This window comes from Variovorax sp. AC194, assembly GCF_979257995.1.
In genome coordinates this window covers 3,430,965-3,454,244 of record NZ_OZ409823.1, presented here as the reverse complement: position 1 = coordinate 3,454,244, position 23,280 = coordinate 3,430,965, and the positions used below count along the sequence as shown (strand labels likewise).

General features: G+C 67.0%; 25 protein-coding genes. 17 read left to right on the top strand and 8 right to left on the bottom strand.

Features of this window, described 5'->3' with window-relative positions; genetic code table 11:
* Positions 1-13 precede the first annotated feature (13 nt).
* Complete coding sequence (locus ACZYRS_RS16560) at positions 14-595, bottom strand: superoxide dismutase (protein ID WP_463420109.1); 582 nt, start codon at positions 593-595, stop codon at positions 14-16.
* Between the two features lie 39 nt (positions 596-634).
* Positions 635-1,963, bottom strand: coding sequence for an exodeoxyribonuclease VII large subunit (gene xseA / locus ACZYRS_RS16555; protein WP_463420108.1), 1,329 nt, complete (start codon positions 1,961-1,963; stop codon positions 635-637).
* Positions 1,964-2,276: 313 nt separating this feature from the next.
* On the opposite strand from xseA, the gene ACZYRS_RS16550 reads away from it, so the two are divergent.
* The 6 genes from ACZYRS_RS16550 to adk all read left to right on the top strand — a co-directional run bounded on the left by ACZYRS_RS16550 (position 2,277) and on the right by adk (position 6,113).
* Positions 2,277-2,909, top strand: a complete 633-nt coding sequence (locus ACZYRS_RS16550; RefSeq protein WP_307648035.1) for a MotA/TolQ/ExbB proton channel family protein — start codon at positions 2,277-2,279, stop codon at positions 2,907-2,909.
* Between the two features lie 11 nt (positions 2,910-2,920).
* Complete coding sequence (locus tag ACZYRS_RS16545) at positions 2,921-3,346, top strand: ExbD/TolR family protein (RefSeq protein WP_443083375.1); 426 nt, start codon at positions 2,921-2,923, stop codon at positions 3,344-3,346.
* A complete protein-coding gene (gene lpxK, locus ACZYRS_RS16540) occupies positions 3,347-4,387 on the top strand; it encodes a tetraacyldisaccharide 4'-kinase (RefSeq protein ID WP_198788471.1) in 1,041 nt (346 codons plus the stop codon).
* A complete protein-coding gene (locus ACZYRS_RS16535; protein ID WP_013541700.1) occupies positions 4,368-4,550 on the top strand; it encodes a Trm112 family protein in 183 nt (60 codons plus the stop codon). Before lpxK ends, ACZYRS_RS16535 begins: the two co-directional genes overlap by 20 nt.
* Positions 4,551-4,558: 8 nt before the next feature.
* Positions 4,559-5,332, top strand: a complete 774-nt coding sequence (gene kdsB, locus ACZYRS_RS16530; protein WP_463422494.1) for a 3-deoxy-manno-octulosonate cytidylyltransferase — start codon at positions 4,559-4,561, stop codon at positions 5,330-5,332.
* Between the two features lie 124 nt (positions 5,333-5,456).
* Positions 5,457-6,113, top strand: a complete 657-nt coding sequence (gene adk / locus ACZYRS_RS16525; RefSeq protein WP_463420107.1) for an adenylate kinase — start codon at positions 5,457-5,459, stop codon at positions 6,111-6,113.
* Between the two features lie 29 nt (positions 6,114-6,142).
* Here the strand turns inward: adk and ACZYRS_RS16520 are convergent, their stop codons facing one another.
* Complete coding sequence (locus ACZYRS_RS16520; protein ID WP_463420106.1) at positions 6,143-7,105, bottom strand: asparaginase; 963 nt, start codon at positions 7,103-7,105, stop codon at positions 6,143-6,145.
* 73 nt (positions 7,106-7,178) lie between these two features.
* Here ACZYRS_RS16520 and lexA point away from each other — a divergent pair, with 73 nt between their 5' ends.
* From lexA to ACZYRS_RS16475, 9 genes are all read left to right on the top strand, one after another.
* Positions 7,179-7,862, top strand: coding sequence for a transcriptional repressor LexA (gene lexA / locus ACZYRS_RS16515; RefSeq protein ID WP_013541704.1), 684 nt, complete (start codon positions 7,179-7,181; stop codon positions 7,860-7,862).
* 138 nt (positions 7,863-8,000) lie between these two features.
* On the top strand, positions 8,001-8,366 hold the full coding sequence (locus ACZYRS_RS16510) for a hypothetical protein (protein WP_463420105.1): 366 nt from the start codon (positions 8,001-8,003) through the stop codon (positions 8,364-8,366).
* Positions 8,367-8,465: 99 nt separating this feature from the next.
* Positions 8,466-9,473 carry a D-2-hydroxyacid dehydrogenase family protein gene (locus ACZYRS_RS16505; protein ID WP_198788468.1) on the top strand — a complete coding sequence of 336 codons (1,008 nt, stop codon included), beginning with the start codon at positions 8,466-8,468 and terminating at the stop codon, positions 9,471-9,473.
* 4 nt (positions 9,474-9,477) lie between these two features.
* Positions 9,478-10,635, top strand: coding sequence for an MFS transporter (locus tag ACZYRS_RS16500; RefSeq protein WP_463420104.1), 1,158 nt, complete (start codon positions 9,478-9,480; stop codon positions 10,633-10,635).
* 154 nt (positions 10,636-10,789) lie between these two features.
* Positions 10,790-12,310 carry a 3-hydroxyacyl-CoA dehydrogenase gene (locus tag ACZYRS_RS16495; protein WP_463420103.1) on the top strand — a complete coding sequence of 507 codons (1,521 nt, stop codon included), beginning with the start codon at positions 10,790-10,792 and terminating at the stop codon, positions 12,308-12,310.
* Positions 12,311-12,345: 35 nt separating this feature from the next.
* Positions 12,346-13,125, top strand: a complete 780-nt coding sequence (locus ACZYRS_RS16490; RefSeq protein ID WP_463420102.1) for an oxepin-CoA hydrolase, alternative type — start codon at positions 12,346-12,348, stop codon at positions 13,123-13,125.
* Positions 13,126-13,186: 61 nt separating this feature from the next.
* Positions 13,187-13,906, top strand: coding sequence for a Crp/Fnr family transcriptional regulator (locus ACZYRS_RS16485; protein ID WP_042578212.1), 720 nt, complete (start codon positions 13,187-13,189; stop codon positions 13,904-13,906).
* Between the two features lies 1 nt (position 13,907).
* On the top strand, positions 13,908-15,014 hold the full coding sequence (locus ACZYRS_RS16480) for a phosphotransferase (protein ID WP_463420101.1): 1,107 nt from the start codon (positions 13,908-13,910) through the stop codon (positions 15,012-15,014).
* 34 nt (positions 15,015-15,048) lie between these two features.
* Entirely contained in the window at positions 15,049-16,320 is a 1,272-nt protein-coding gene (locus tag ACZYRS_RS16475) for an acyl-CoA dehydrogenase family protein (protein WP_463420100.1), read from the top strand.
* A gap of 81 nt (positions 16,321-16,401) precedes the next feature.
* Here ACZYRS_RS16475 and ACZYRS_RS16470 read toward each other — a convergent pair whose 3' ends face one another.
* The 5 genes from ACZYRS_RS16470 to ACZYRS_RS16450 form a co-directional block, all read right to left on the bottom strand.
* A complete protein-coding gene (locus tag ACZYRS_RS16470; RefSeq protein WP_463420099.1) occupies positions 16,402-16,884 on the bottom strand; it encodes a GNAT family N-acetyltransferase in 483 nt (160 codons plus the stop codon).
* The gene (glmM, locus tag ACZYRS_RS16465) at positions 16,881-18,218 is read right to left on the bottom strand and encodes a phosphoglucosamine mutase (protein ID WP_463420098.1); all 1,338 of its coding nucleotides are present in this window, start codon (positions 18,216-18,218) and stop codon (positions 16,881-16,883) included. Before glmM ends, ACZYRS_RS16470 begins: the two co-directional genes overlap by 4 nt.
* Positions 18,215-19,030, bottom strand: a complete 816-nt coding sequence (gene folP, locus ACZYRS_RS16460) for a dihydropteroate synthase (RefSeq protein ID WP_463420097.1) — start codon at positions 19,028-19,030, stop codon at positions 18,215-18,217. Before folP ends, glmM begins: the two co-directional genes overlap by 4 nt.
* 118 nt (positions 19,031-19,148) lie before the next feature.
* Positions 19,149-21,065 carry an ATP-dependent zinc metalloprotease FtsH gene (gene ftsH, locus ACZYRS_RS16455; protein ID WP_198788460.1) on the bottom strand — a complete coding sequence of 639 codons (1,917 nt, stop codon included), beginning with the start codon at positions 21,063-21,065 and terminating at the stop codon, positions 19,149-19,151.
* A 167-nt stretch (positions 21,066-21,232) separates the two neighbouring features.
* Positions 21,233-21,901, bottom strand: a complete 669-nt coding sequence (locus ACZYRS_RS16450; protein WP_463420096.1) for an RlmE family RNA methyltransferase — start codon at positions 21,899-21,901, stop codon at positions 21,233-21,235.
* A gap of 88 nt (positions 21,902-21,989) precedes the next feature.
* Here ACZYRS_RS16450 and ACZYRS_RS16445 point away from each other — a divergent pair, with 88 nt between their 5' ends.
* Positions 21,990-22,469 (top strand): YhbY family RNA-binding protein, encoded by a 480-nt coding sequence (locus ACZYRS_RS16445; protein ID WP_198788458.1) that lies wholly within the window; start codon positions 21,990-21,992, stop codon positions 22,467-22,469.
* Between the two features lie 41 nt (positions 22,470-22,510).
* A complete protein-coding gene (locus ACZYRS_RS16440) occupies positions 22,511-23,230 on the top strand; it encodes a glycosyltransferase (protein WP_463420095.1) in 720 nt (239 codons plus the stop codon).
* The last annotated feature ends 50 nt before the right edge of the window (positions 23,231-23,280 follow it).

Sequence of the window (23,280 nt, the reverse complement as noted above, 5' to 3'; positions counted from 1 at the left end):
GCGCGAACGTGGCTCAGCCGAAGTTCTTCGCGGCGAAGTCCCAGTTCGCGAGCTTGGCCAGGAAGGTCTCGACGAACTTCGGGCGCAGGTTGCGGTAGTCGATGTAGTAGGCGTGTTCCCAGACGTCGACGGTCAACAGCGCCGTGTCCGCGGTGGTCAGCGGCGTGCCGGCGGCGCCGGTGTTCACGATGTCCACCGAACCATCGGCCTTCTTCACGAGCCACGTCCAGCCCGAGCCGAAGTTGCCGACGGCCGACTTCACGAACGCTTCCTTGAACGCGTCGTAGCTGCCCCACTTCGCATCGATGGCCTTGGCCAGTGCGCCGGTGGGAGCACCGCCGCCCTGCGGCTTCATGCAGTTCCAGAAGAAGGTGTGGTTCCAGATCTGAGCGGCGTTGTTGTAGATGCCGCCGCTGGCCTTCTTGATGATCTCTTCGAGGGTCATCGATTCGAACTCGGTGCCCTTTTGCAGGTTGTTGAGGTTCACCACGTAGGCGTTGTGATGCTTGCCGTAGTGGTACTCGAGGGTTTCCTTCGAATACTCGGGTGCCAGTGCGTCAAGGGCGTACGGCAGGGGTGGGAGCACATGTTCCATGGTTTTTTCTCGTGGGTTGGTTGTGGGGAATAAAGGATTCTAGGAACTAATTTTTGGAGGCGCGTCGGACGTGTTCCCGTCGTTGCTCCTTCCATGCGTCACAGTCAGGTCGACTTCGCCATCCGCGAGCCGCGCGACGACAGCATCGCCAGCATGCAGCTTCTTTGCGCTGACGACCGCGCGGCCCGAGCCATCGGTGAGCCATGCGTAGCCGCGCTGCAGGACCAGCGCCGGATCAAGCAGCCGCAAACGCAGCGCCACGCGCTCCAGGCGTTCGCGCCGCTGCACGAGTGCGCGATCGAATTTCGCAGGAAGATCCGCGGCGATCGACCGCGGCACCTGCGCGAGGCGCTCCCGTCGCGACAGCACCGCAAAGTGCAAACGCTGCGCATGGTGCGCCAGGCGAAGCTGCTGGCGGGCCACCAGGTTCGACGGACGGCCCAGACGCCCCGCCGCTTGATCGAGCCGCTGTCCCAACACGTCGAGGCGTGCGCCCAGCGCATCGCCGAGCCGCTCGTCGAGCAGGTCGAGCGCGCCGAGCCACAGGTCGCGCGGCGCGCTGACGAGCTCGGCCGCCGCCGTCGGCGTGGGCGCACGCAGGTCGGCGCAGAAATCGGCGATGGTGAAGTCGGTTTCGTGTCCGACACCGCTCACCACCGGCACCGGGCTCTGCACGATGGTCCGCGCCAGGGTCTCGTCGTTGAAGGCCCACAGGTCTTCGATCGAACCACCGCCGCGCACCAGCAGGATCACATCGACCGCCGGCTCCAGCGCATAGAGCGATTGCAGCGCGCGGACCAGCTCGGCGGGCGCATTCGCGCCCTGCACCGCCGCCGGGGCCAGCACGACGGGGATGTGCGGCACGCGCCGCCGCAAGGCCGTGACAACGTCGTGCAGCGCCGCCGCCCCGAGCGAAGTGACGACACCGACCGTGCGCGGCATGGTGGGCAGCGCACGCTTGCGCGCCGGGTCGAACAGGCCTTCGGCTTCGAGGCGCGCCTTGCGTTGCAGGAATTGTTCGAACAGCGCGCCCTGCCCCGCGCGCCTCAGGCTTTCGACGACCAGTTGCAGGTCGCCGCGCGGCTCGTAGACCGCAAGACGTCCGCGCACCTCCACCTGGTCGCCATCGCGGGGCGAAAAATCGAGCAGCCCGGCGGCACGGCGGAACATGGCGCAGCGCAACTGGCCGGACTCGTCCTTGAGCGAGAAGTAACAATGTCCGCTCGACGCGCGCGAAAAACCCGAGATCTCGCCGCGCACGGCCACCGGATTGAAGCGGGCATCGAGCATGTCGGCCACCGCCCGGCACAACGCGCCGACCGCCCAGATGCGCGGCCCGGGCGCGGAATTCGTTTCACGCAAGTTCACAAAGCGTGCGAGTGGCCGAAAGCCACTCTTCCACAACAGACCCGATGTCCCCTGCCTGAAGTCCCCCATGCAGGGCAGGCGCACGGTTTCCCGTGCAAGTGGTTGATTTCATTCAAAAAAGTACTGCTCAAAATTCAATCGATCTAGCGGAAAGGCCCACCCGTGCGGGTTCGGGCGCGTTGCGAAGCAGGTTAATCACAAAGTTATCCACAGAATCTGTGCGTCCTTGCCGACACGCAAACAAGCCACATACCGATGGTGGGCTCGGTGGATAATCGCCGCGCATTTGCAGTCTACGGGCCGGAGGATTTTCTTGTTTTCCATCATTGTTGCTGCGGGTTGGCCGATCTGGCCGCTGCTCGCTTGTTCGGTTATTGCGCTCGCGCTGGTTATAGAACGTTTCACGAGTCTGAAGACCGTGAAAGTATTGCCGCCGAAATTGCTCGACGAAACCATCACCGTCTCACGCGGGTCCATTCCCGGACCGGACATCGTGACCAAACTCGAACGCAACTCGATGCTCGGCCAGGTGCTTGCCGCGGGCCTGCGGGCGCTCAACGCCAACCCGCGCTGCACCGAGGACGACCTTCGCGCCGCCATGGAGGCCTCGGGCCGCACCATCGCGCACAAGCTGGAGCGCTACCTGCCGGCACTGGCCACCATCGCTTCGGCCGCGCCGCTGCTGGGCCTTCTGGGCACGGTGATCGGCATGATCGAGATCTTCGGTTCGCAATCGCCCGGAAGCGGCGCTGTCGGCTCGGGCAACCCGGCGCAGTTGGCGCACGGCATCTCGATCGCGCTGTACAACACGGCGTTCGGGCTGATCGTGGCGATTCCGACGCTGATCTTCTGGCGCTATTTCCGCAGCCGCGTCGACGAATACCTGCTGAACCTCGAACTCTCGGGTGAGCGGTTCGCGCGCCACCTGAACGCGCTGCGCAAATGAGCCGAGCGCGCATGCAGTTTCGCCACGGCGCGCGCGACGAGCCGGAGATCAACCTGATCCCGTTCATCGACGTGCTGCTGGTCGTCCTGATCTTCCTGATGCTGTCGACCACCTACAGCAAGTTCACCGAAATGCAGTTGCGGCTGCCGACGGCGGACGTGGACGCGCAGCGCGACTATCCGAAGGAAGTGATCGTCACTGTCTCCGCCGACGGCCGCTACACGGTCAACAAGGCCGCGGTGGCGGACCGCAACGTGAACACCGTGGCTGCCGCACTCGGCGCCGCGGCGACGGGCGGCAAGGACAGCGTGGTGATCATCAGCGCCGATGCGAGCAGCCCGCACCAGGCCGTCGTCACGGTGATGGAAGCCGCGCGCCGCGCCGGCCTGATGCAGATCACCTTCGCCGCCCAGTCGACGGCGCAAGCCGGGCATTGAGTGCCATCCGAGGGCCGCAGCAGCACGGGCGCATCCAGCGAATCGCGTGCATCGGCCTGGCGGCTGCAGGACGCCTGGCTGCACCGCGGCCTGCTGGCGTGCCTGCTGTGGCCGCTGTCGCTCGTCTACGGCGCGCTCTTCGCGCTGCGCGGCTGCCTCTATCGCCTGGGGTGGCTTCGCACCGAACGCGTGCCCGTTCCGGTGATCGTCGTCGGCAACGTGATTGCGGGCGGTGCGGGCAAGACACCTGTCGTGATGGCCATCGTCCGGCATCTGCAGGCCCGCGGCCTGCAGGTCGGCGTGGTGTCGCGCGGCTATGGCCGGCGCACCGACGATTGCCGCGAGGTGCTCGAAGGCAGCGATCCCCATGATGTCGGCGACGAGCCAGCGCTGATTCGCCACGCCACGGGCGCCCCGGTTTTCGTTGCGCGACAACGCATCGAGGCCGCGCGCGCGCTGTTGACCCGGCATCCGGCCACGCAGGTGATCGTGAGCGACGACGGCCTGCAGCACCTGGCGCTGGCACGCGACATCGAGATCTGCGTGTTCGACGATCGCGGCATCGGCAACGGCTGGCTGCTGCCTGCGGGCCTGCTCCGCGAGCCCTGGCCACGTCGTTGCGACCTGGTGCTCCACAGCGGCGAGCGGCCCGCACTTGCTGGCGGCTACACCGCCACCCGCAGCCTCGCCCAGGATGCGGTCGCAAGCGACGGAAAGCGCGTTCCCCTGGAGACCCTGGCAGGCACGCCGCTGATCGCACTGGCGGCCATCGCGCGACCCGAAGGATTCTTCGAGATGCTGCGTGCGCGCGGCCTCACGCTCGCCGAGACCATCGCATTGCCCGATCACCACGACTTCGACGCGTGGCAGCGCCCCCCCGGCAATGAATACACCCTGCTCTGCACCGAGAAAGATGCAGTCAAGCTGTGGCGCAAGACGCCGGACGCACTGGCCGTTCCGCTGCACTTCGAACCTGCCCCGGAATTCTTCGCCGCGCTCGACGCAAAGCTATCATCGACCGATGGATACCAAGCTGCTTGAACTGCTCGTCTGCCCCGTGACCAAGGGCCCCCTCACCTGGAACGCCGAGAAGCAGGAGCTGTGCTCCCGCAGCGCACGCCTGGCCTACCCGGTGCGCGACGGCATCCCGGTGCTGCTCGAGAACGAGGCGCGCACGCTGTCCGACGAAGAGCTGGGTCTGTGACCGGCCCCGTGCGCTTCACCGTCCTGGTGCCGGCACGACTGGCCTCCACGCGGCTGCCCAACAAACCCCTGGCCGATATCGCGGGCCTGCCGATGGTCGTGCGCGTGGCGCAGCGGGCCGGCCAGTCCAGCGCATCGCGCGTGGTCGTGGCCGGTGACGATGCCTCCATCGTTACGGCCTGCAAGGTGCACGGCGTCGAGGCCATCCTCACGCGCCAAGACCACCCGAGCGGCACCGACCGGCTGGCCGAAGCGTGCGAGCAACTGGGCCTCGATGGCGACGAAATCGTCGTCAACGTGCAGGGCGACGAGCCGCTGATCGACCCCGATCTGATCGATGCCGTGGCCGCAGCGCTGGCCCTGCATCCCGAAGCGGCGATGAGCACAGCGGCCCACGAGATCGACTCGCTGGGCGATTTCATGAACCCGAACGTGGTGAAGGCGGTCCTCGACGCGCAGGGCAACGCGCTCTACTTCAGCCGCGCGCCGATTCCCTGGTGGCGCGATGGCTCTGCCAACGGCGCGGCGCCGACCGTGCTGCCCACGCCCGCGCCGCTGCGCCACATCGGCATCTACGGCTACCGCGCGGGTTTCGTGCGGAAATTTCCGTCGCTGCCGCCGGCGCCGGTCGAAGCGACCGAGGCACTCGAGCAATTGCGCGCGCTCTGGCATGGGCATCGCATCGCGGTGCACGTGAGCCATGTCGCGCCCGGGCCGGGCATCGACACCCCCGAGGATCTGGCGCGCGTACGTGCCGTCTTTGCCTCCAGGCCAGCCCCTTAAGACGTGCGCCACGGAGGGAATTCCCTACGGAGGCGCATGCTATCCTCGACGTGAAATCCGCCTTGCCCAGCCCTCGGGCCGACGCTGGGCGTGACACAAAATCTAAGAACCGTCCGAGGACACCATGAGACTAATTTTGCTGGGCGCGCCCGGGGCGGGCAAAGGCACGCAAGCGGCCTTCATCTGCCAGAAATACGGCATCCCCCAAATCTCGACCGGCGACATGCTGCGCGCCGCCGTCAAGGCCGGCACGCCGCTCGGACTGCAGGCCAAGGCCGTCATGGACGCGGGCGCGCTGGTGAGCGACGACCTGATCATCAACCTCGTGAAAGAGCGCATCGCCCAGCCCGACTGCGCCGGTGGTTTTCTGTTCGACGGTTTCCCGCGCACCATTCCGCAGGCCGATGCCATGAAGGCCGCGGGCGTCAAGCTCGACTACGTGCTCGAGATCGACGTGCCCTTCGGCGACATCATCGAACGCATGAGCGGCCGCCGCTCGCACCCGGCATCGGGCCGCACGTATCACGTCAAGTTCAACCCGCCCAAGACCGAAGGTAAGGACGACGTGACCGGTGAAGACCTGATCCAGCGCGAGGACGACAAGGAAGAAACCGTGGGCAAGCGGCTCGAGGTGTACAGCCAGCAGACGCGCCCGCTGGTCGACTACTACTCGGCCTGGGCCAAGGCCGATCCGGCCGCCGCGCCGAAGTACCGCGCCATCAAGGGCGTCGGCACGGTCGACGAAATCACGCAACGCGCCCTGGCGGCACTGAGCAGCTGATTCCCGCCGCCCTTCGACGGGGCGGCTATTTATTTCCCCAGCAGTTCCAGCATCAGCGCGATGCGCGCCTTCACGGGCGTGAGCGCGCCTGCATCGCGCAGCCGGTCATCGGGCTTCGGCAGGATGCGGCCACTGGTGCAACGCGTCGCGCGCAGCACCGCGATGCCGGCGTCCTGTGCCTTGAGCGCCGCGGCTTCCAGTGCGTGGTGCACGGTGCCATTGCCGGTGGTGGCGATGACCAGCCCGCGGACTGGTTCCTCCGCGCCCTCCCGCAGTAGCGCATCGACGATCGCGCCGCTCGCACCGGCATGGCTCATGACGATCTCGACCCGAGGCCAAGGCCCGGACGTGCTCAGCGCCTTCGACGATTGAGATGACGGCGCAGCCGGCCACTCTCTCACGCGCCGCACCGCGCCCTCTTCCACATAGCCGATCGGCCCTGCATCTCCAGATGCGAAAGCATCGAGCCGGTACGTGTGCACCTTCTGCACATCCACCCCGCTGTGGACCGTGCCAGCACACACCGCCACTACGCCCTGCGCGCCCACCATCGCCGCGACCGCGATCGCATCGCGCACGTTCTGCGGACCGTCCGGCGAGAGCGCCGTGGCCGGGCGCATCGCGCAGGTCAGCACCACGGGCTTCGCCGACGCCAGCACCGAGTGAAGGAAGAAGGCCGTTTCCTCGAGCGTGTCGGTGCCATGGCTGATCACCACGCCGGCCACGTCGGGCTGTGCGAGCCAATGCACGCAGCGCTGCGCGAGCTTCTGCCAGATGTCGAACGACATGTCCTTGCTGTCGAGCTGCGCCACCTGCTCCGCCAGTAAAGCGATGCCCTCGGGCGCATCGATGCCGCCCAGGAGGTCCGCCACGCCCACCTGCCCGGCGGTGTAGCCGATGTTGTCGCCGCTGCTGGAGGCCTTTCCGGCGATGGTCCCGCCGGTGCCCAGGACCACCACGCGACGCACTTCGGGCAACGGCAAATGGGCCATGACTTGTCAACTTCCAAAAACTGGTTAAAAATACAGGTACTGGATATCTAGCCAGTGCCGCAAGGAACCACATATGCAGTTCGCCGTGAAGCTTACCGCCCGCCAGCAGCAGATCCTCGACTTGATCCAGAGCGCCATCGCGCGCACCGGTGCGCCGCCCACGCGCGCCGAAATCGCCAACGAGCTGGGGTTCAAGTCGGCCAACGCCGCCGAAGAGCACCTGCAGGCGCTGGCACGCAAGGGCGTCATCGAACTTGTCAGCGGCACCTCCCGCGGCATCCGCCTCAAGGGCGACGCGCTGCGTTCGCTCAACGAAACGCGGCATCGCGAAGGCGGGCAGTTCTCGCTGTCGCTGCCCGGCATGGCGCAGCTGGCGCTCCCGCTCATCGGTCGCGTCGCGGCCGGCTCGCCCATCCTGGCGCAGGAGCACGTCGACCAGACCTACTACGTCGAGAACACGCTCTTCCAGCGCCAGCCTGACTACCTGCTCAAGGTGCGCGGCATGTCGATGCGCGACGCCGGCATCATGGACGGCGACCTGCTCGCCGTGCAGGCCACCAAGGAAGCGCGCAACGGCCAGATCGTGGTCGCGCGCCTGGGCGACGAAGTCACCGTCAAGCGCCTGAAGCGCAACAAGCAGGTCATCGAGCTGCACGCCGAGAACCCCGACTACCCGACCATCATCGTGCAGCCCGGTGAGCCCTTCGAAATCGAAGGCCTCGCGGTCGGCCTCATCCGCAACACCATGCTGATGTAGGCCTCGCGGCCTGCTTGCAGCAGCACCCCATCCGGCCTCGACAGGTGGCGGGCGTATGGCGCGAAGTCGCCATCACCCTGTCGCGGCCGATTCAAGAAATCCTGCCTGTGTTCAACCTCAGACTTTTTTGGAGTTCACATGGGAATCGCCCTCCTCGCCATCGCTGATTTCTGGATGCCGCTGCAATCGCTTGCAAGCCGCCTGATGCCCGCCCGCCGCACCCGTCACCGGGACAGCAGCGACACCGCCGCCGGACTGCGCTACGTGGCCGTGCGCCCGGCCTGCACCGCGCGCACCGCAGGCACGCCTGCACCGACGACAACCGCCACAGCGCCGGCACGCCCGCTGCGCGTGGTTCGCGTGATCGACGGAAAAAGCCAGGACCGCAGCCGCATGGTGATCTCGGGCCGCATGGCCGATGTCTGCGCGGAGCTCGACCGGCTGGCCGCGCTCGAAGCGGCGGAAACCATGCGCTCGGTGCCCCGCTCCACCCGTCTGCACTGAGACATTTCCCCGGGAGAACCGCTCCAGAAGCACCCCGGGGTGGGTATCCAAACGTTCACTGGCGCGACATCCCAATGCTGCGAGGCACAATGGCACGCCATGAACATTGTGATCCTCGACGATTACCAGGACGCCGTGCGCAAGCTGCGCTGCGCCGCCAAGCTGGACGCGTACGCGGCCAAGGTCTACACCAACACGGTCAAGGGCATCGGGCAACTGTCGGTTCGCCTGAAGGACGCCGACGTGATCGTGCTGATTCGCGAGCGCACCCACATCTCGCGCCAGCTGATCGAGAAGCTGCCCAAGCTCAAGCTCATTTCGCAGACCGGGCGCGTCGGTGGCCACATCGACGTCAATGCCTGCACCGAGCGCGGCGTGGCGGTGGCCGAGGGCACGGGCTCTCCGCAGGCACCGGCCGAACTCACCTGGGCGCTGATCATGGCGGCCATGCGCCGGCTGCCGCAGTACATCAGCAACCTCAAGCACGGGGCGTGGCAGCAGTCGGGCCTCAAGTCGGCGTCGATGCCGCCCAATTTCGGCCTCGGCTCGGTGCTCAAGGGCAAGACGCTCTGCATCTGGGGCTATGGCCGCATCGGTCAGTTGGTCGCGCGCTACGGACAGGCCTTCGGCATGCAGGTGGTGATCTGGGGACGCGAGGCGAGCTGCGCCAAGGCGCGCTCCGACGGCTTCCAGGTCGCGCAGAACCGCCACGAGTTCTTCGCCGCGGCCGACGTGCTCTCGGTGCACCTGCGGCTCAACGAGGAAACCAACGGCCTCGTCACGCTCGAAGACCTGTCGCGCATGAAGCCGACGGCGCTCTTCGTGAACACTTCCCGCGCCGAACTGGTCGAGGCCGATGCCCTGCTCGCCGCGCTCAATCGCGGACGCCCGGGCCTCGCAGCCATCGACGTGTTCGAAAGCGAGCCGCCGCTGCAGGGCCACGCGCTGCTGCGCCTGGAAAACTGCATCTGCACGCCGCACATCGGCTACGTGGAGCAGGACAGCTACGAGAGCTACTTCGGTCAGGCTTTCGACAACGTCGTGAGCTTCATCAAGGGCAATCCCACCAACATCGTGAATCCCGGCGCGCTGCAGGTTCGCCGGTGATTCCATGAGTCGGCCTGCGCCCCGGGGCGCGCTCTGGGCGCTGCTGGCCGGCAATTTCGTGATCGGCACGGGCGTGATGGTGGTGCCCGGCACGCTCAACGAGATCAGCGCCTCGCTTTCCGTCACCGCTGCGACGGCGGGCCAGCTGATCACCGCGGCAGCGATCGTGATGTGCCTCGGCGCACCGCTCCTCGCCGCCCTCGTCGCAGGCTGGGACCGCCGCCAGCTCCTGGCCCTCACGCTCCTCTGGTACGCCGCCGGACACGCCCTCTGCACGCTCATGCCGAGCTTCGGCACCCTGCTGCCGGTGCGCATGCTCACGGTGATCGCACCCGCGATCTTCACGCCGCAAGCCGCGGCCTGCGCCGGCATGCTGGTGCCGCCGGAACACCGCGGGCGCGCCGTCACCTTCGTCTTCCTCGGCTGGTCGATGGCCTCGGTGCTGGGCCTGCCCATCGGTGCGCTGATCGGCGGCCACCTCGGCTGGCGCATGGCCTTCATGGCCATCGCGATGCTCAGCATCGTGAGTGCGGCGTCGATCTGGCTCACGCTGCCCACCGGCATCCGCCCCGCCGCGCTCACGGCTGCTGCGTGGTCGCGCGTGCTGCGCAGCCCCGTGCTGATGGGCATCGTGTTGGTCACGGCGCTGCAGGGCTCGGGGCAGTTCGTGCTGTTCAGCTATTTCGGCCCCGTGCTCAAGCAGAGCTTCGGCGCGGACGCCAACACGCTGAGCCTGATGTGGGCGCTGTTCGGCGCTTTCGGGCTGATCGGCAACATGGTGGTCAGCCGCTTCATCGATCGTGCGGGCGCCGGCCGCATGGTGCTGCTGACGAGTTCGCTGATCGCGCTGAGCCTGTTCCTGTGGCCGTTCGCGAGCACGCTCGCCTGGCTGGCCGTGGTGATCGTGCCCTGGGGCCTGGGCTGTTTCGCCACCAACTCGGCCCAGCAGGCGCGGCTGGTGGGCCTCGCACCCGCGCTCGCGCCGGGCTCCGTGGCGCTCAACAGCTCGGGCATCTACATCGGCCAGGCCGTCGGCGCGGGGCTGGGCGGCTGGCTGCTGGCGAACGACGCGGCGCCGTGGATGAGCCGGGTCGGCCTCGCGCTGCTGTTGCTGGCCATCAGCCTGAGCGTGGCCATCGACCGCAGCCGTCGTCCGGCCTGAAAAAAGCGGCCCCGCGTAAGACCCGGGACGCATCGCCCGCGCGGGATTGCAAAATCGGAGGCTGCCGACGCTCGCCAGCCGCCCGCCAGCCGCTCTCGGCCAGCACCTGCGCGTCAGGCCCCCATACCACTCAACCAGCGAAAATCTTCATCAAATGACAGTGAACTACCAAAGGATCGGGCTCATCGGCGCTGGCGCCATGGGTCGCGGGATCGCGCAGATCGCCGCGCAGGCCGGCAGCGAAGTGCTGCTTCTCGACAGCTTTGCAGGCGCCGCCGAGCGCGGACGCGAAGCCCTCATCGCCCAGTGGAACAAGCTGCACGAAAAGGGCAAGCTTGAGGCCGCGGCCCGCGATGCGCAGATCGCGCGCGTGCAGGCCGTCGACTCGATCCAGGCGCTCGCCGGCTGCGACCTCGTGATCGAGGCGGTGATCGAAGACCTCGAGGTCAAGCGCAAGCTCTTCCGTGAAATCGAGACCGTGGTGGGCCCGACGGCCACGCTGGTCACCAACACCTCGTCGCTCTCGGTCACGGCCATCGCGGCCGGACTCTCGCATCCGGAGCGCTTTGCGGGCTTTCACTTCTTCAACCCCGTGCCGCTCATGAAGGTGGTCGAGGTGGTGGCGGGCTTCAAGACTGCGCCCGAGGTCTGCAAGCAGCTGGCCGGCTACGCGGTGCAGATGGGCCACAGCGCGGTGCAGGCGCAGGACACGCCCGGCTTCATCGTCAACCACGCGGGCCGCGGCTACGGCACCGAGGCGCTGCGCATCGTGGGCGAAGGCGTGACCGATTTCGTGACGATCGACCGCATCCTGAAGGACCAGGCGGGCTTTCGCCTCGGCCCGTTCGAGCTGCTGGACCTGACGGCGCTCGACGTGTCGCACCCGGTGATGGAGTCGATCTACCACCAGTACTTCGAGGAGCCGCGCTTTCGCCCGAGCGTGATCACCGCGCAGCGCCTGGCGGCCGGCGCGCTCGGCCGCAAGACCAACGAAGGCTTCTACCGCTACACCGACGGCGTGATGCAGCAGACGCCCGAGGCGCCCGCGCCCGTGGTCGACGGCACGCCCTCGGTCTGGGTCTCGCCGCGCGCCGCGCGCCGAGCCGAGCTGCTGCGCCTCGTCAACACGCTGGGCGCGCAGATCGACAGCGGCGCCACCGCCGCGCCGCATTCGCTGATCCTCGTGGCTCCGCTGGGCTTCGACGTGACCACCGTCGCGGCCGTCGAACGCCTGGACGCCACGCGCACCGTCGGCATCGACATGCTGATCGACGACGCCGCCACCAAGCGCCGCGTGCTCGCCACCAACCCGGCCACCCGCCGCGACATCCGCGATGCCGCGCACGCCCTCTTCGCGCGCGACGGCAAGGCGGTGAGCGTGATCCGCGACAGCGGCGGCTTCGTCACGCAGCGCGTGATCGGCACCATCGTCAACATCGCCACCGACATGTGCCAGCAGCGCGTGTGCTCCCCGGCCGACCTGGAGACCGCGGTGCAGCTGGGCCTGGGCTACCCGCGTGGCCCGCTCGCGATGGGCAACCTCTACGGCCCGACCAACATGCTGGAGGTGCTGTTCAACCTGCAGACCGTCTACGGCGATCCGCGCTATCGCCCGAGCCCGTGGCTGCGCCGCCGCGGCGCGCTGGGCCTGAGCCTCTTGCACGAAGAAGAATAAACAGACAACCAACCCACTGGAAACGCGACACAGCGATGACCGCCGAACTCAAGAGCACCAGCGAAGGCAGCACCATGGTGCTGACGATCGCCAACCCCACCCAGCGCAACGCCCTGGGCCCCGAGATCTACGCCGCGGGCATCGAGGCGCTCAACGGCGCCGAGAGCAGCGCGGAGATCCGCAGCGTCGTCATCGTGGGCGAAGGCGCGTGGTTCTGCGCCGGCGGCTCGCTGCAGCGCCTCCTGGCCAACCGCGAACTCGACCGCTCGGTGCAGGCCGAGAGCATCGAGGGCCTGCACAACTGGATCGATTCGATCCGTACTTTCCCCAAGCCGATCATCGCGGCCGTCGAAGGCGCCGCGGCCGGCGCGGGCTTTTCGCTCGCTCTCGCCTGCGACTTCGTGGTGGCGGCGCGCGATGCGGTGTTCGCGGCCTCGTACAGCAACGTGGCGCTGTCGCCCGACGGCGGCTTGAGCTGGCACCTGGGGCAGCAGCTGCCGCGGCAGCTGGCCAGCGAATGGCTCATGAACGGCGAGCGCATCGGTGCGCCGCGCCTGCATGCGGCCGGTCTCGTGAACGAGCTCACCGAGAACGGACAGGCGCTCGCGGGTGCCCTGGCGCTGGCGAAGAAGCTCAACGCCCGCGCGCCCAACTCGCTGGCCAGCATCAAGGAACTGCTGAGCGAAGCACGCGGCGCCACGCTGGCCGCGCAGCTGTCGCAGGAGCGCGACCATTTCGTTCGCAACCTGCACCATGCGAACGCGGGCATCGGCATCGCCGCGTTCCTCGACAAGAAACCGCCGCAGTACGAGTAGCGCCTTCCGGCGTCGCTCCCGTGACACCCCCCAGCTTTTCAGTCGCCGAGAGGACAGACCAATGGACGACCCCATTCTTACCATCGAAGAACGTGAAGCGATCAACAGTGGTCGCTGGTTTTCTTCCCTATCTCCATCGCTACGGCACGACATCCTCCGATGCGCTTTCGTCAAACGCTACAAGGACGGCGACCTGATCGCCGCACGCGGCGACCCACCCGAACACTGGATTGCCTGCGCCAAGGGCGCGGTGCGGGTCAGCTCGACGGCCGTCTCGGGCAAGCAGGTGACGCTGACCTACGTGGAGCCGGGCATCTGGTTCGGCGACGTGGCGATGTTCGACGGGGACCGGCGCACGCACGACGCCTATGCGCATGGGGACAGCACCATTCTTTGCGTGGCGCGGGCCGACTTCCAGAAAATCCTCAATTCGCACGTGGAGCTGTACGAGGCGCTGATGCGGCTGCAGGCGCGCCGCATCCGCACGCTCTTCGGGCTGGTGGAAGACCTCAACACCCTGCCCTTGCGCGCACGGCTTGCCAAGCAACTGATTCACCTCGTGCGCAGCTACGGCGTGCCCAACCTGGACGACGGCAGCCAGATGCGCATCGGCCTGCAACTGGCGCAGGAAGAACTGGCACAGCTGCTGGGCGCATCGCGCCAGCGGGTCAACCAGGAACTCAAGACCATGGAACGCGAGGGCACCATCCGGATCGAGCCGGGCGGCCTTGTGGTGCTGGATCGCGCCGCACTCATGCGCGTCTCGGAAGCGGATATCTGACATGAGCCAGGACTTCTCCAACTTCGTCGGCACCCGTGCGGTGTCGCAGCAGCACGCCTTCGACATCGAGGTGCTCTCAGCCTGGCTCGAGAAGAACCTCGAAGGCTTCAAGGGGCCGCTCGAGGTCGAGATGTTCAAGGGCGGCCAGTCGAACCCGACCTACAAGCTCGTCACGCCGTCGCAGAGCTACGTGATGCGCGCCAAGCCGGGCCCGGTCGCCAAGCTGCTGCCATCGGCCCATGCGGTGGAGCGCGAGTTCAAGGTCATGAGCGGCCTGCAGGGCACCGACGTGCCCGTGCCGCGCATGCATTGCCTCTGCGAGGACGAATCGGTCATCGGCCGCGCCTTCTACGTGATGGAGTTCATGCAGGGTCGCGTCCTTTGGGACCAGTCGCTGCCCGGCTTCAGCAACGCCGAACGCGCGGCCTATTACGACGAGATGAACCGCGTCATCGCGGCGCTGCACACGGTCGACTTCGCCGCGCGCGGCCTGGCCGACTACGGCAAGCCCGGCAACTACTTCGAGCGCCAGATCGGCCGCTGGAGCAAGCAGTACAAGGCATCGGCCGATGGCGCGGGCGAACTGTCGCAGCCGATCGAGGCCATGGAGCGCCTGATCGACTGGTTTCCCGCCCACATGCCGGCGAGCGCGCGCGACGAGAGCAAGGTCTCGATCGTCCATGGCGACTACCGCCTGGACAACGTGATGTTCCACGCCACCGAGCCGCGGATCATCGCGGTGCTCGACTGGGAGCTCTCCACGCTGGGCCATCCGCTGGCGGACTTCAGCTACCACTGCATGTCATGGCACATGCCGCCCACCACCGGCCGCGGCATCGGCGGCGTGGACGTTGCGGCGCTGGGCATTCCCACCGAGAGCGAATACATCCGCCGCTACTGCGAGCGCACGCGCATCAGCACGCCCGAGGCGCTGGCGCCGGACTGGAATTTCTATCAGGCCTACAACCTGTTCCGCATGGCCGCGATCCTGCAGGGCATTGCGAAGCGGGTCGAGGCCGGTACCGCATCGAGCGAGCAAGCCGTGGCGTCGGCCCGCGGCGCGAGACCGATGGCCGAGATGGCCTGGCAGTTCGCCCAAAAGGCGTAGTCGGCCTTCCCCTAAAACCCCACCAGGAGACAGCATGGATTTCGAATATTCGGCCAAGACCAAGGAACTGCAGAAACGCGTCAAGGCGTTCATGGACGAAAACATCTACCCGGCCGAGGCCGAGTACAGCGCCGAGCTGGCGGCGAACACGGCGGCCGGCAAGCGGTGGACCGCGTTGAAGACGGTGGAAAAGGTCAAGGAAAAAGCCAAGGCCCAGGGCCTCTGGAACCTCTTCCTGCCGGTCGACAGCGCCTCGGCCTCCGGCTACGCCGGTGCGGGCCTCACGAACCAGGAATACGCGCCCCTGGCCGAGATCATGGGTGCCGTGCCATGGGCGAGCGAAGCCTTCAATTGCTCGGCGCCCGACACCGGCAACATGGAAACCATCGCCCGCTACGGCTCCGAAGAGATCAAGGCGCGCTGGCTCAAGCCGCTGCTCGAAGGCCAGATCCGCTCGGCCTTCGCGATGACCGAGCCCGACGTGGCATCGAGCGACGCCACCAACATCTCGACCCGCATCGAACGCCAGGGCGACGAGTACGTCATCAACGGCCACAAGTGGTGGATCTCGGGCGCGGCCGATCCGCGCTGCGCCGTCTTCATCACCATGGGCAAGAGCGATCCTGACGCGCCGCGCCACTCGCAGCAGAGCATGGTGATCGTGCCGGCCGACGCCAAGGGCATCCGCATCGTGCGCCCGCTCAACGTGATGGGCTACGACGACGCGCCGCACGGCCACGTCGAGATGTATTTCGAGAACGTGCGCGTGCCTGTCGACAACATCCTGCTGGGCGAAGGCCGCGGCTTCGAAATCGCCCAGGGCCGCCTTGGCCCGGGACGCATCCACCACTGCATGCGCCTGATCGGCCTGGCCGAGCGCGCGCTCGAGCTGATGTGCAAGCGCGCCTCCTCGCGCGTGGCCTTCGGCAAGACCGTCGCTTCGCAGACCGTGACGCAGGAGCGCATCGCCGAGGCGCGCTGCAAGATCGACATGGCGCGTCTCCTCACGCTCAAGGCCGCCTGGCTCATGGACGTGGCCGGCAACAAGGTCGCCAAGAATGAAATCGCGATGATCAAGGTGGTCGCGCCGAGCATGGCCTGTCAGGTGATCGACTGGGCCATGCAGGTCCACGGCGGCGGCGGCATGTGCGACGACTTCCCGCTCGCCTACGCCTACGCCGGCGCGCGCACGCTGCGCTTCGCGGACGGCCCGGACGAAGTGCACCGCAACGCGATCGCGAAGTGGGAACTGGGCAAGTACGCGCCCGCCAAGACCGAAGCCGAAGCACCCGTCACGCGCTTCTGATTTGTCTTGCTCCCTCTCCCCTCGGGGAGAGGGCTGGGGTAAGGGCCGGCGGCGATCAATTCGCCCCGGCCTTTTTCTTTTTCAGAGCTTCTTCTGAAGAAAGACCGCCTGGCCGAAAGCCGGATCGAACTGGAAGCCGGCGAACCCCTCGCGCTCATAGGAGCGCAGCGCCGGTGCGTTGCCCGACAACACTTCGAGCGTGAGCTTGCAGGCGCCCCGCCTGCGTGCCTCTTCTTCCACCAACGCGAACATCTGCTGCGCCACGCGCTGGCCGCGGTGGCTGGGCCGCACGACCACGTCGTGCACGTTGACCAGCGGCTTGCAAGCGAAGGTCGAAAAACCCTCGATGCAATTGATCAGCCCCACGGGCGTGTCGCCATCGAAGGCCAACACGCTGAAGGCCTGTGGACGCGCCGCCAGCGCGGCCGGCAAGCCTTCGCGCACGGCGGCATCGAGCGGCGTGCCGCCGCCGGCCGGATCGCGGGCGTAGGTGTCGAGCAGGTCGACCAGCGCCGCGGCCTGCGCGGCATCGCGGTAGTCCGCGATCAGGGTCTGGATGCTCATTGCGCCGGCTCCAGCGTGGCCGCGAGGCGTTGTGCGCACGACTGCGACTGCGCCGCGTCGCGCGCCTCGACCATCACGCGAACCAGCGGCTCGGTGCCGCTCGCGCGGATCAGCACGCGGCCGCCGTCGCCCAGCTCGGCTTCGATGCGCTGCGTTTCGCTGGCCAGCGCCTTGTTGTCCTTCCAGTTCTGACCGGGCGCGAGGCGCACGTTGATCAACGTCTGCGGGAACAGCGTGACGCCTTCGAGCAGCTGCGCCACTGTCTTTCCGCTGCGCACGCACGCCTGCAGCACCTGCAGCGCGCTCACGATGCCGTCGCCCGTGGTGTGACGGTCGAGCGCGAGCAGATGGCCGGAGCCTTCGCCGCCCAGGATCCAGCCGCGCTTGTCGAGCTCTTCGAGCACATAGCGGTCACCCACCTTGGCGCGCACGAACTCGATGCCCTGCCCGCGCAGCGCGACTTCGACGGCCTTGTTGGTCATGAGCGTGCCGACCACGCCGACCGGCTTCTCGCCGCGCGCGATGCGCTCGGCCACCATCAGGTAGAGCAACTCGTCGCCGTTGAAGAGGCGGCCGCTGGCATCGACCAGCTGCAGGCGGTCGGCGTCGCCGTCGAGCGCGATGCCGTAGTCGGCCTTCTGCGCCGTCACCGCAGCGACCAGCGCCTCGGGATGCGTCGCGCCGAAGCCCTTGTTGATGTTGAGCCCGTCGGGCGCGCAGCCGATGCTGGTCACCTCCGCGCCCAGCTCGTGGAACACGTTGGGCGCCACCTGGTAGGCCGCGCCGTGCGCCGCATCGACCACGAGCTTCATGTCGCGCAGCGTGAGGTCGTTGGCGAAGGTGCTCTTGCAGAACTCGATGTAGCGGCCGGGCGCGTCGTTCAGGCGGCGCGCCTTGCCGATGTCGGCGGAGGCGGCCCAGACGGGCGCCTCTTCGAGCGCCGCCTCGACCGCCAGCTCCCAGGCGTCGTCCAGCTTGGTGCCCTGCGCGCTGAAGAACTTGATGCCGTTGTCGGGAAAGGCGTTGTGGCTCGCGCTGATGACCACGCCGAGGCTGGCGCGCTGCGCCCGCGTGAGGTATGCGACGCCGGGCGTAGGCAGCGGGCCCAGCAGCACCACGTCGACACCGGCCGAGTTGAAGCCCGATTCGAGCGCCGATTCGAGCATGTAGCCGGAGATGCGGGTGTCCTTGCCGATCAGCACCGTGGGGCGCGACTGGCTCTTCTTGAGCACGCGGCCCACGGCGTGCGCGAGACGCAGCACGAAGTCGGGCGTGATGGGCGACTGCCCGACCGTGCCGCGGATGCCGTCGGTGCCGAAGTATTTGCGGGTCATGAGGTTTCCTCTTTTGTTTGTTGTGGTTGTTGTTCTGTCGCTTTCATCGCGCGCCATACGGCCAGGGCTGCGACGGTGTCGCGCACGTCGTGCACACGCACCACGGCGGCGCCGCGGTCCACGGCCAGCACGGCGGCTGCGACGCTGGGCACGACGCGCTCGCCCGCGTCCTCGATGCCGGTGACCGCGCCGATCGACGACTTGCGCGACCAGCCCAGCAGCAGCGGGTAGCCGGCGTCGAGCAGTTCGTGCTGTCGGCCCAGCAGGGCGAAATTCTGCGCCACGGTTTTTCCGAAGCCCACGCCCGGGTCCAGCGTGATGCGCGACGGATCGATCCGCAGCGCGCGAAGCTGCGCCACCTGCGCGGCCCAGAACGCGATCACCTCGGGAATCACGTCGCCCTGCATGGGCACGGCCTGCATGGTCTGCGGATCGCGGTGCATGTGCATCAGGCAGATGCCGCACGACGGGTGCGCTACAACGGCTTCGCGCGCGCCCGGCTGGCGCAGCGCCCAGATGTCGTTGACGATGTCCGCGCCCAGGTCGAGCACGGCGCGCATGACCTCGGGCTTGTAGGTGTCGATGGAGAGCGGCACGTTCAGCTTCACAGCCTCGCGCACCACCGGCAGCACGCGCGCCAGTTCGGCGTCGAGCGGCACGGCGGGGCTGCCCGGGCGGGTCGATTCGCCGCCGATGTCGAGGATGTCGGCGCCCTCCTTCAGCAACTGCTCGCAGTGCCGCAGCGCGGTTTCGGTGGACGCATGCGCGCCGCCATCGGAGAACGAATCGGGCGTGACGTTGACGATGCCCATGACGCGGGGCTGCGCGAGGTCGATCCTGAAGCGCGAGGTCTGCCAGGTCGCACTTGCACGGGACCCACCATGGAAAACGGGGCCAGAGGCCCCGTTGTCGCTTGATTTCAAGCCCACCTCAAGCGGCGGTCGGCGCCGGGTCGGTATTGACGGCCGGCGTGCCGCCACTGCCACCGCTGCCCGAAGGAGGGGTGCGCGGCGTCCAGTCCTTGGGCGGACGCGGCGCGCGGCCGGCCATGATGTCGTCGAGCTGCTCGGAATCGATGGTTTCCCATTCGAGCAGCGCCTTGGCCATCGCGTGCATCTTGTCGCTGTTCGCTTCGATCAGGTTGCGCGCCAGGGCGTACTGCTCGTCGATGATGCGGCGCACTTCGCCGTCGACCTTTTCCATGGTCTGCTCGCTCATGTTCGTGGTCTTGGTGACCGAGCGGCCGAGGAACACTTCGCCTTCGTTCTCCGCGTAGACCATCGGGCCCAGCGCATCGGTCATGCCGTAGCGCGTGACCATGTCGCGGGCGATGGAGGTCGCGCGCTCGAAGTCGTTGCTGGCACCGGTGGTCATCTGGTGCATGAACACTTCTTCGGCGATACGGCCACCGAACAGCATGCTGATCTGGTTGAGCATGTACTCGCGGTCGTAGCTGTAGCGGTCCTGCGCGGGAAGGCTCATGGTCACGCCCAGGGCGCGGCCACGCGGAATGATCGTGACCTTGTGGACCGGGTCGCACTTGGGCAGCAGCTTGCCGATGAGGGCGTGGCCGGACTCGTGGTACGCCGTGTTGCGGCGCTCTTCCTCGGGCATGACCATGCTCTTGCGCTCGGGGCCCATGAAGATCTTGTCCTTGGCCTTCTCGAAGTCCTGCATCTCGACGACGCGCGCATTGCGGCGTGCGGCCATGAGGGCAGCTTCGTTGCAGAGGTTGGCCAGGTCGGCGCCGGACATGCCGGGCGTCCCGCGGGCGATCACGCTCGGGTTCACGTCCTGGCCCAGCGGGACCTTGCGCATGTGCACGCCCAGGATCTGTTCGCGGCCGCGGATGTCGGGCAGCGTGACGTAGACCTGGCGGTCGAAACGGCCCGGGCGCAGCAGTGCTGCGTCCAGGATGTCCGGGCGGTTGGTGGCAGCCACCACGATCACGCCGAGGTTGGTTTCGAAGCCGTCCATCTCGACCAGCATCTGGTTCAAGGTCTGCTCGCGCTCGTCGTTGCCGCCGCCGAGACCCGCGCCGCGCTGGCGACCCACCGCATCGATTTCGTCGATGAAGATGATGCAGGGCGCGTTCTTCTTGGCGTTCTCGAACATGTCGCGGACACGGGCAGCGCCCACGCCGACGAACATTTCAACGAAGTCGGAACCGGAGATCGAGAAGAAGGGAACCTTGGCTTCGCCGGCGATCGACTTGGCCAAGAGGGTCTTGCCGGTACCGGGAGGGCCGACCAGCAGCAGACCGCGCGGAATGCGGCCGCCGAGTTTCTGGAAGCGCTGCGGGTCTTTCAGGAAGTCGACGACTTCGCGGACTTCTTCCTTGGCCTCGTCGCAGCCTGCGACGTCGGCGAAGGTGACCGTGTTGTTGTTCTCGTCCATCATGCGGGCCTTGCTCTTGCCGAAGCTGAACGCCCCGCCCTTGCCGCCGCCCTGCATCTGTCGCATGAAGTAAATCCAGACGCCGATCAGGAGGAGCATCGGGCCCCAGCTGACCAGGAGCGTCATGAGGAGCGAGCCCTCTTCGCGCGGCTTGACGTCGAACTTGACGTTGTGATCGATCAGGTCGCCCACGAGGCCGCGATCGAGGACCGTGGCGGTCGTGCGGATCTTGCGATCGTCGTTGGTGACGGCGACGATCTCGCCGCCGCCGGCGCCTTCAGGGATGACGGCGCTCTTGATCTGGTTGTTCCGGACCTGGTCCAGGAACTCGGAGTAGCTGACTGCTCCCGAGCCGACGCCACCGCGGGTGTCGAACTGCTTGAACACAGTGAACAACACCATGGCAATGACGAGCCATACGGCAACTTTGGAAAACCACTGATTGTTCAAACGAAGCTCCAGTCGAAAGCGCGTGACGAGGATATGAAAAAACGCGCTATGGGTACGCAATTGCGCCCCATTTTAGGCTTTTCAAGCTGCGAAAAACGGTCATTTCCCTAAAGCAGCCATAGCCTGACAAGGGTTTGCGTGCCCTGACGACCCGTGGCGGCAAGGTATCAAGGCGTATCCACGGGCTTCAAGCCCATTCCGACGAGGAAGGTCTCGGCCGATTTGTCGCGAGATGCCTTGGGCTTGAACGGCTTGACGGTACGGAAACTGGCCTTGAACAGCTTGACCGATTCGTCATAGCCGCTCCCATGGAAAAGCTTGGCCACCAACGCCCCCTCGGGCTTCAGGTGGTGCTGGGCGAAGTCGACGGCCAGCTCGATCAGGTGCGCGATGCGGGCGCCATCGGCCGAATGGATGCCTGAAATGTTGGGCGCCATATCCGAGACGACCAGATCGGCCTTCCGTCCCGCCAGCACGCCCAGCACCTGCTCCAGCAGCTCCGCCTCGCGGAAGTCCCCCTGGAGAAAAGTGACCCCTTCGATGGGCTCCATGGCCAGCATGTCGAGCGCGATGATGGTGCCGTTGAGCGTGCCGACCGCGGCGCCCTCGGGCGACATGCGCCGCCGCAGGTACTGGCTCCAGGCCCCCGGCGTGGAGCCCAGGTCGACCACCAACTGGCCCGGCTTGACCAGCCCGAGCGACTCGTCGATTTCCTTGAGCTTGTAGGCAGCGCGTGCGCGATACCCCTCTCGCGTGGCCAATTTCACGTACGGATCATTGATGTGATCGTGAAGCCAGGCTTTGTTGACTTTTTTGCTTTTTGCTTTGGTGTTCATCAGGAACCTCCGTGCTCCGCGCTGCGGTATTTGCCTTGGGAACGGCCCGGCGGGTCAGGGGGTGCTTTCTACCCTCGATAATACGGGGATGCCCGCCATTCAACTTACCCCTGCCGAGCGCAAGGTGCACCGCGCCGAAGCTCACCACCTGGATCCGATCGTCATGGTCGGTGGAGACGGGCTCACCCCTGCCGTGAAAAAGGAGGCCGACGCGGCGCTCAAGGCCCATGGCCTGATCAAGGTGCGCGTCTTCTCCGACGACCGCCTCGCCCGCGACGCCATGCTGCGCGAGCTCGCCGAAGAGCTCGACGCCGCCCCGATCCAGCACATCGGCAAGCTCCTGGTGCTGTGGCGCCCGAAGCCTGAAAAAGAACGTGTGGTCGATGAAGACCGCATGCCCGGCCCGCGCGACGTCAAGGTGCTCAAGTACAGCAAGCGCGGCGGCCAGCGCCCCGAGATCAAGACCCTGCGCGTGCTCGGCAACCAGCGCCTCACCCCCGGCGGCACCATCAAGCGCGCCAAGGCCAAGCGGCCGCTGTCGGCCAAGAAGCGCAACCAGTCGGACTGAGCCGGGTGGGAGCGCAAGGCGCCGAGCGCCATATCCTCTGCATGAAGTGGGGCACGAAGTACGGCCCCGAATACGTCAACCGCCTCTACGCGATGGTGCGCCGCAATCTCAGTGGCGACTTCAAGTTCGTCTGCTTGACCGATGACGGCACCGGCATCCGCCCCGAGGTGACGTGCCTGCCGATCCCACCGCTGAACCTGCACCTGGCCCCCGGCCAGCGCGACGGCGCCTGGAAGAAGCTCACGACGCTCGAAGGCGACCTGCACGGCCTGCGGGGGACCGCCCTCTTTCTGGACGTCGACGTGGTCGTCGTGGGCAGCCTGGATGCCTTCTTCGAGCAGCCCGGCGAGTTCCTGATCATTCACGACTACGCGCGCCCCTGGCGCGGCCGGCGGATCACCGGGAATTCTTCGGTTTACCGGTTCGAGCTGGGCGCCCATGCCGACGTGCTGGCGTACTTCCGGAACAACATGGACAAGGTCCAGGCCGAGTACCGCAACGAGCAGACCTACCTGTCCGCCATGCTGCACGCGCAGGGCAAGCTCTCCTACTGGCCCGACGCCTGGTGCCCGAGCTTCAAGTACCACGGCATCCCTACCTGGCCGACCAACTACTGGGAAGCGCCCTTCGTTCCCCAGGACGCACGCATCATGATCTTTCATGGCGAGTGCAATCCGCCCGATGCGCTGGCGGGACGGCGCAATCGCGCCTTCCGCTACATCCGGCCGGCGAGCTGGGTCGCGAAGTTCTGGAAAGAGTGAGCGAGTGAATAGATGGCGGCGCAGGCCGCCATCGCCGCTTTATCGGCGGC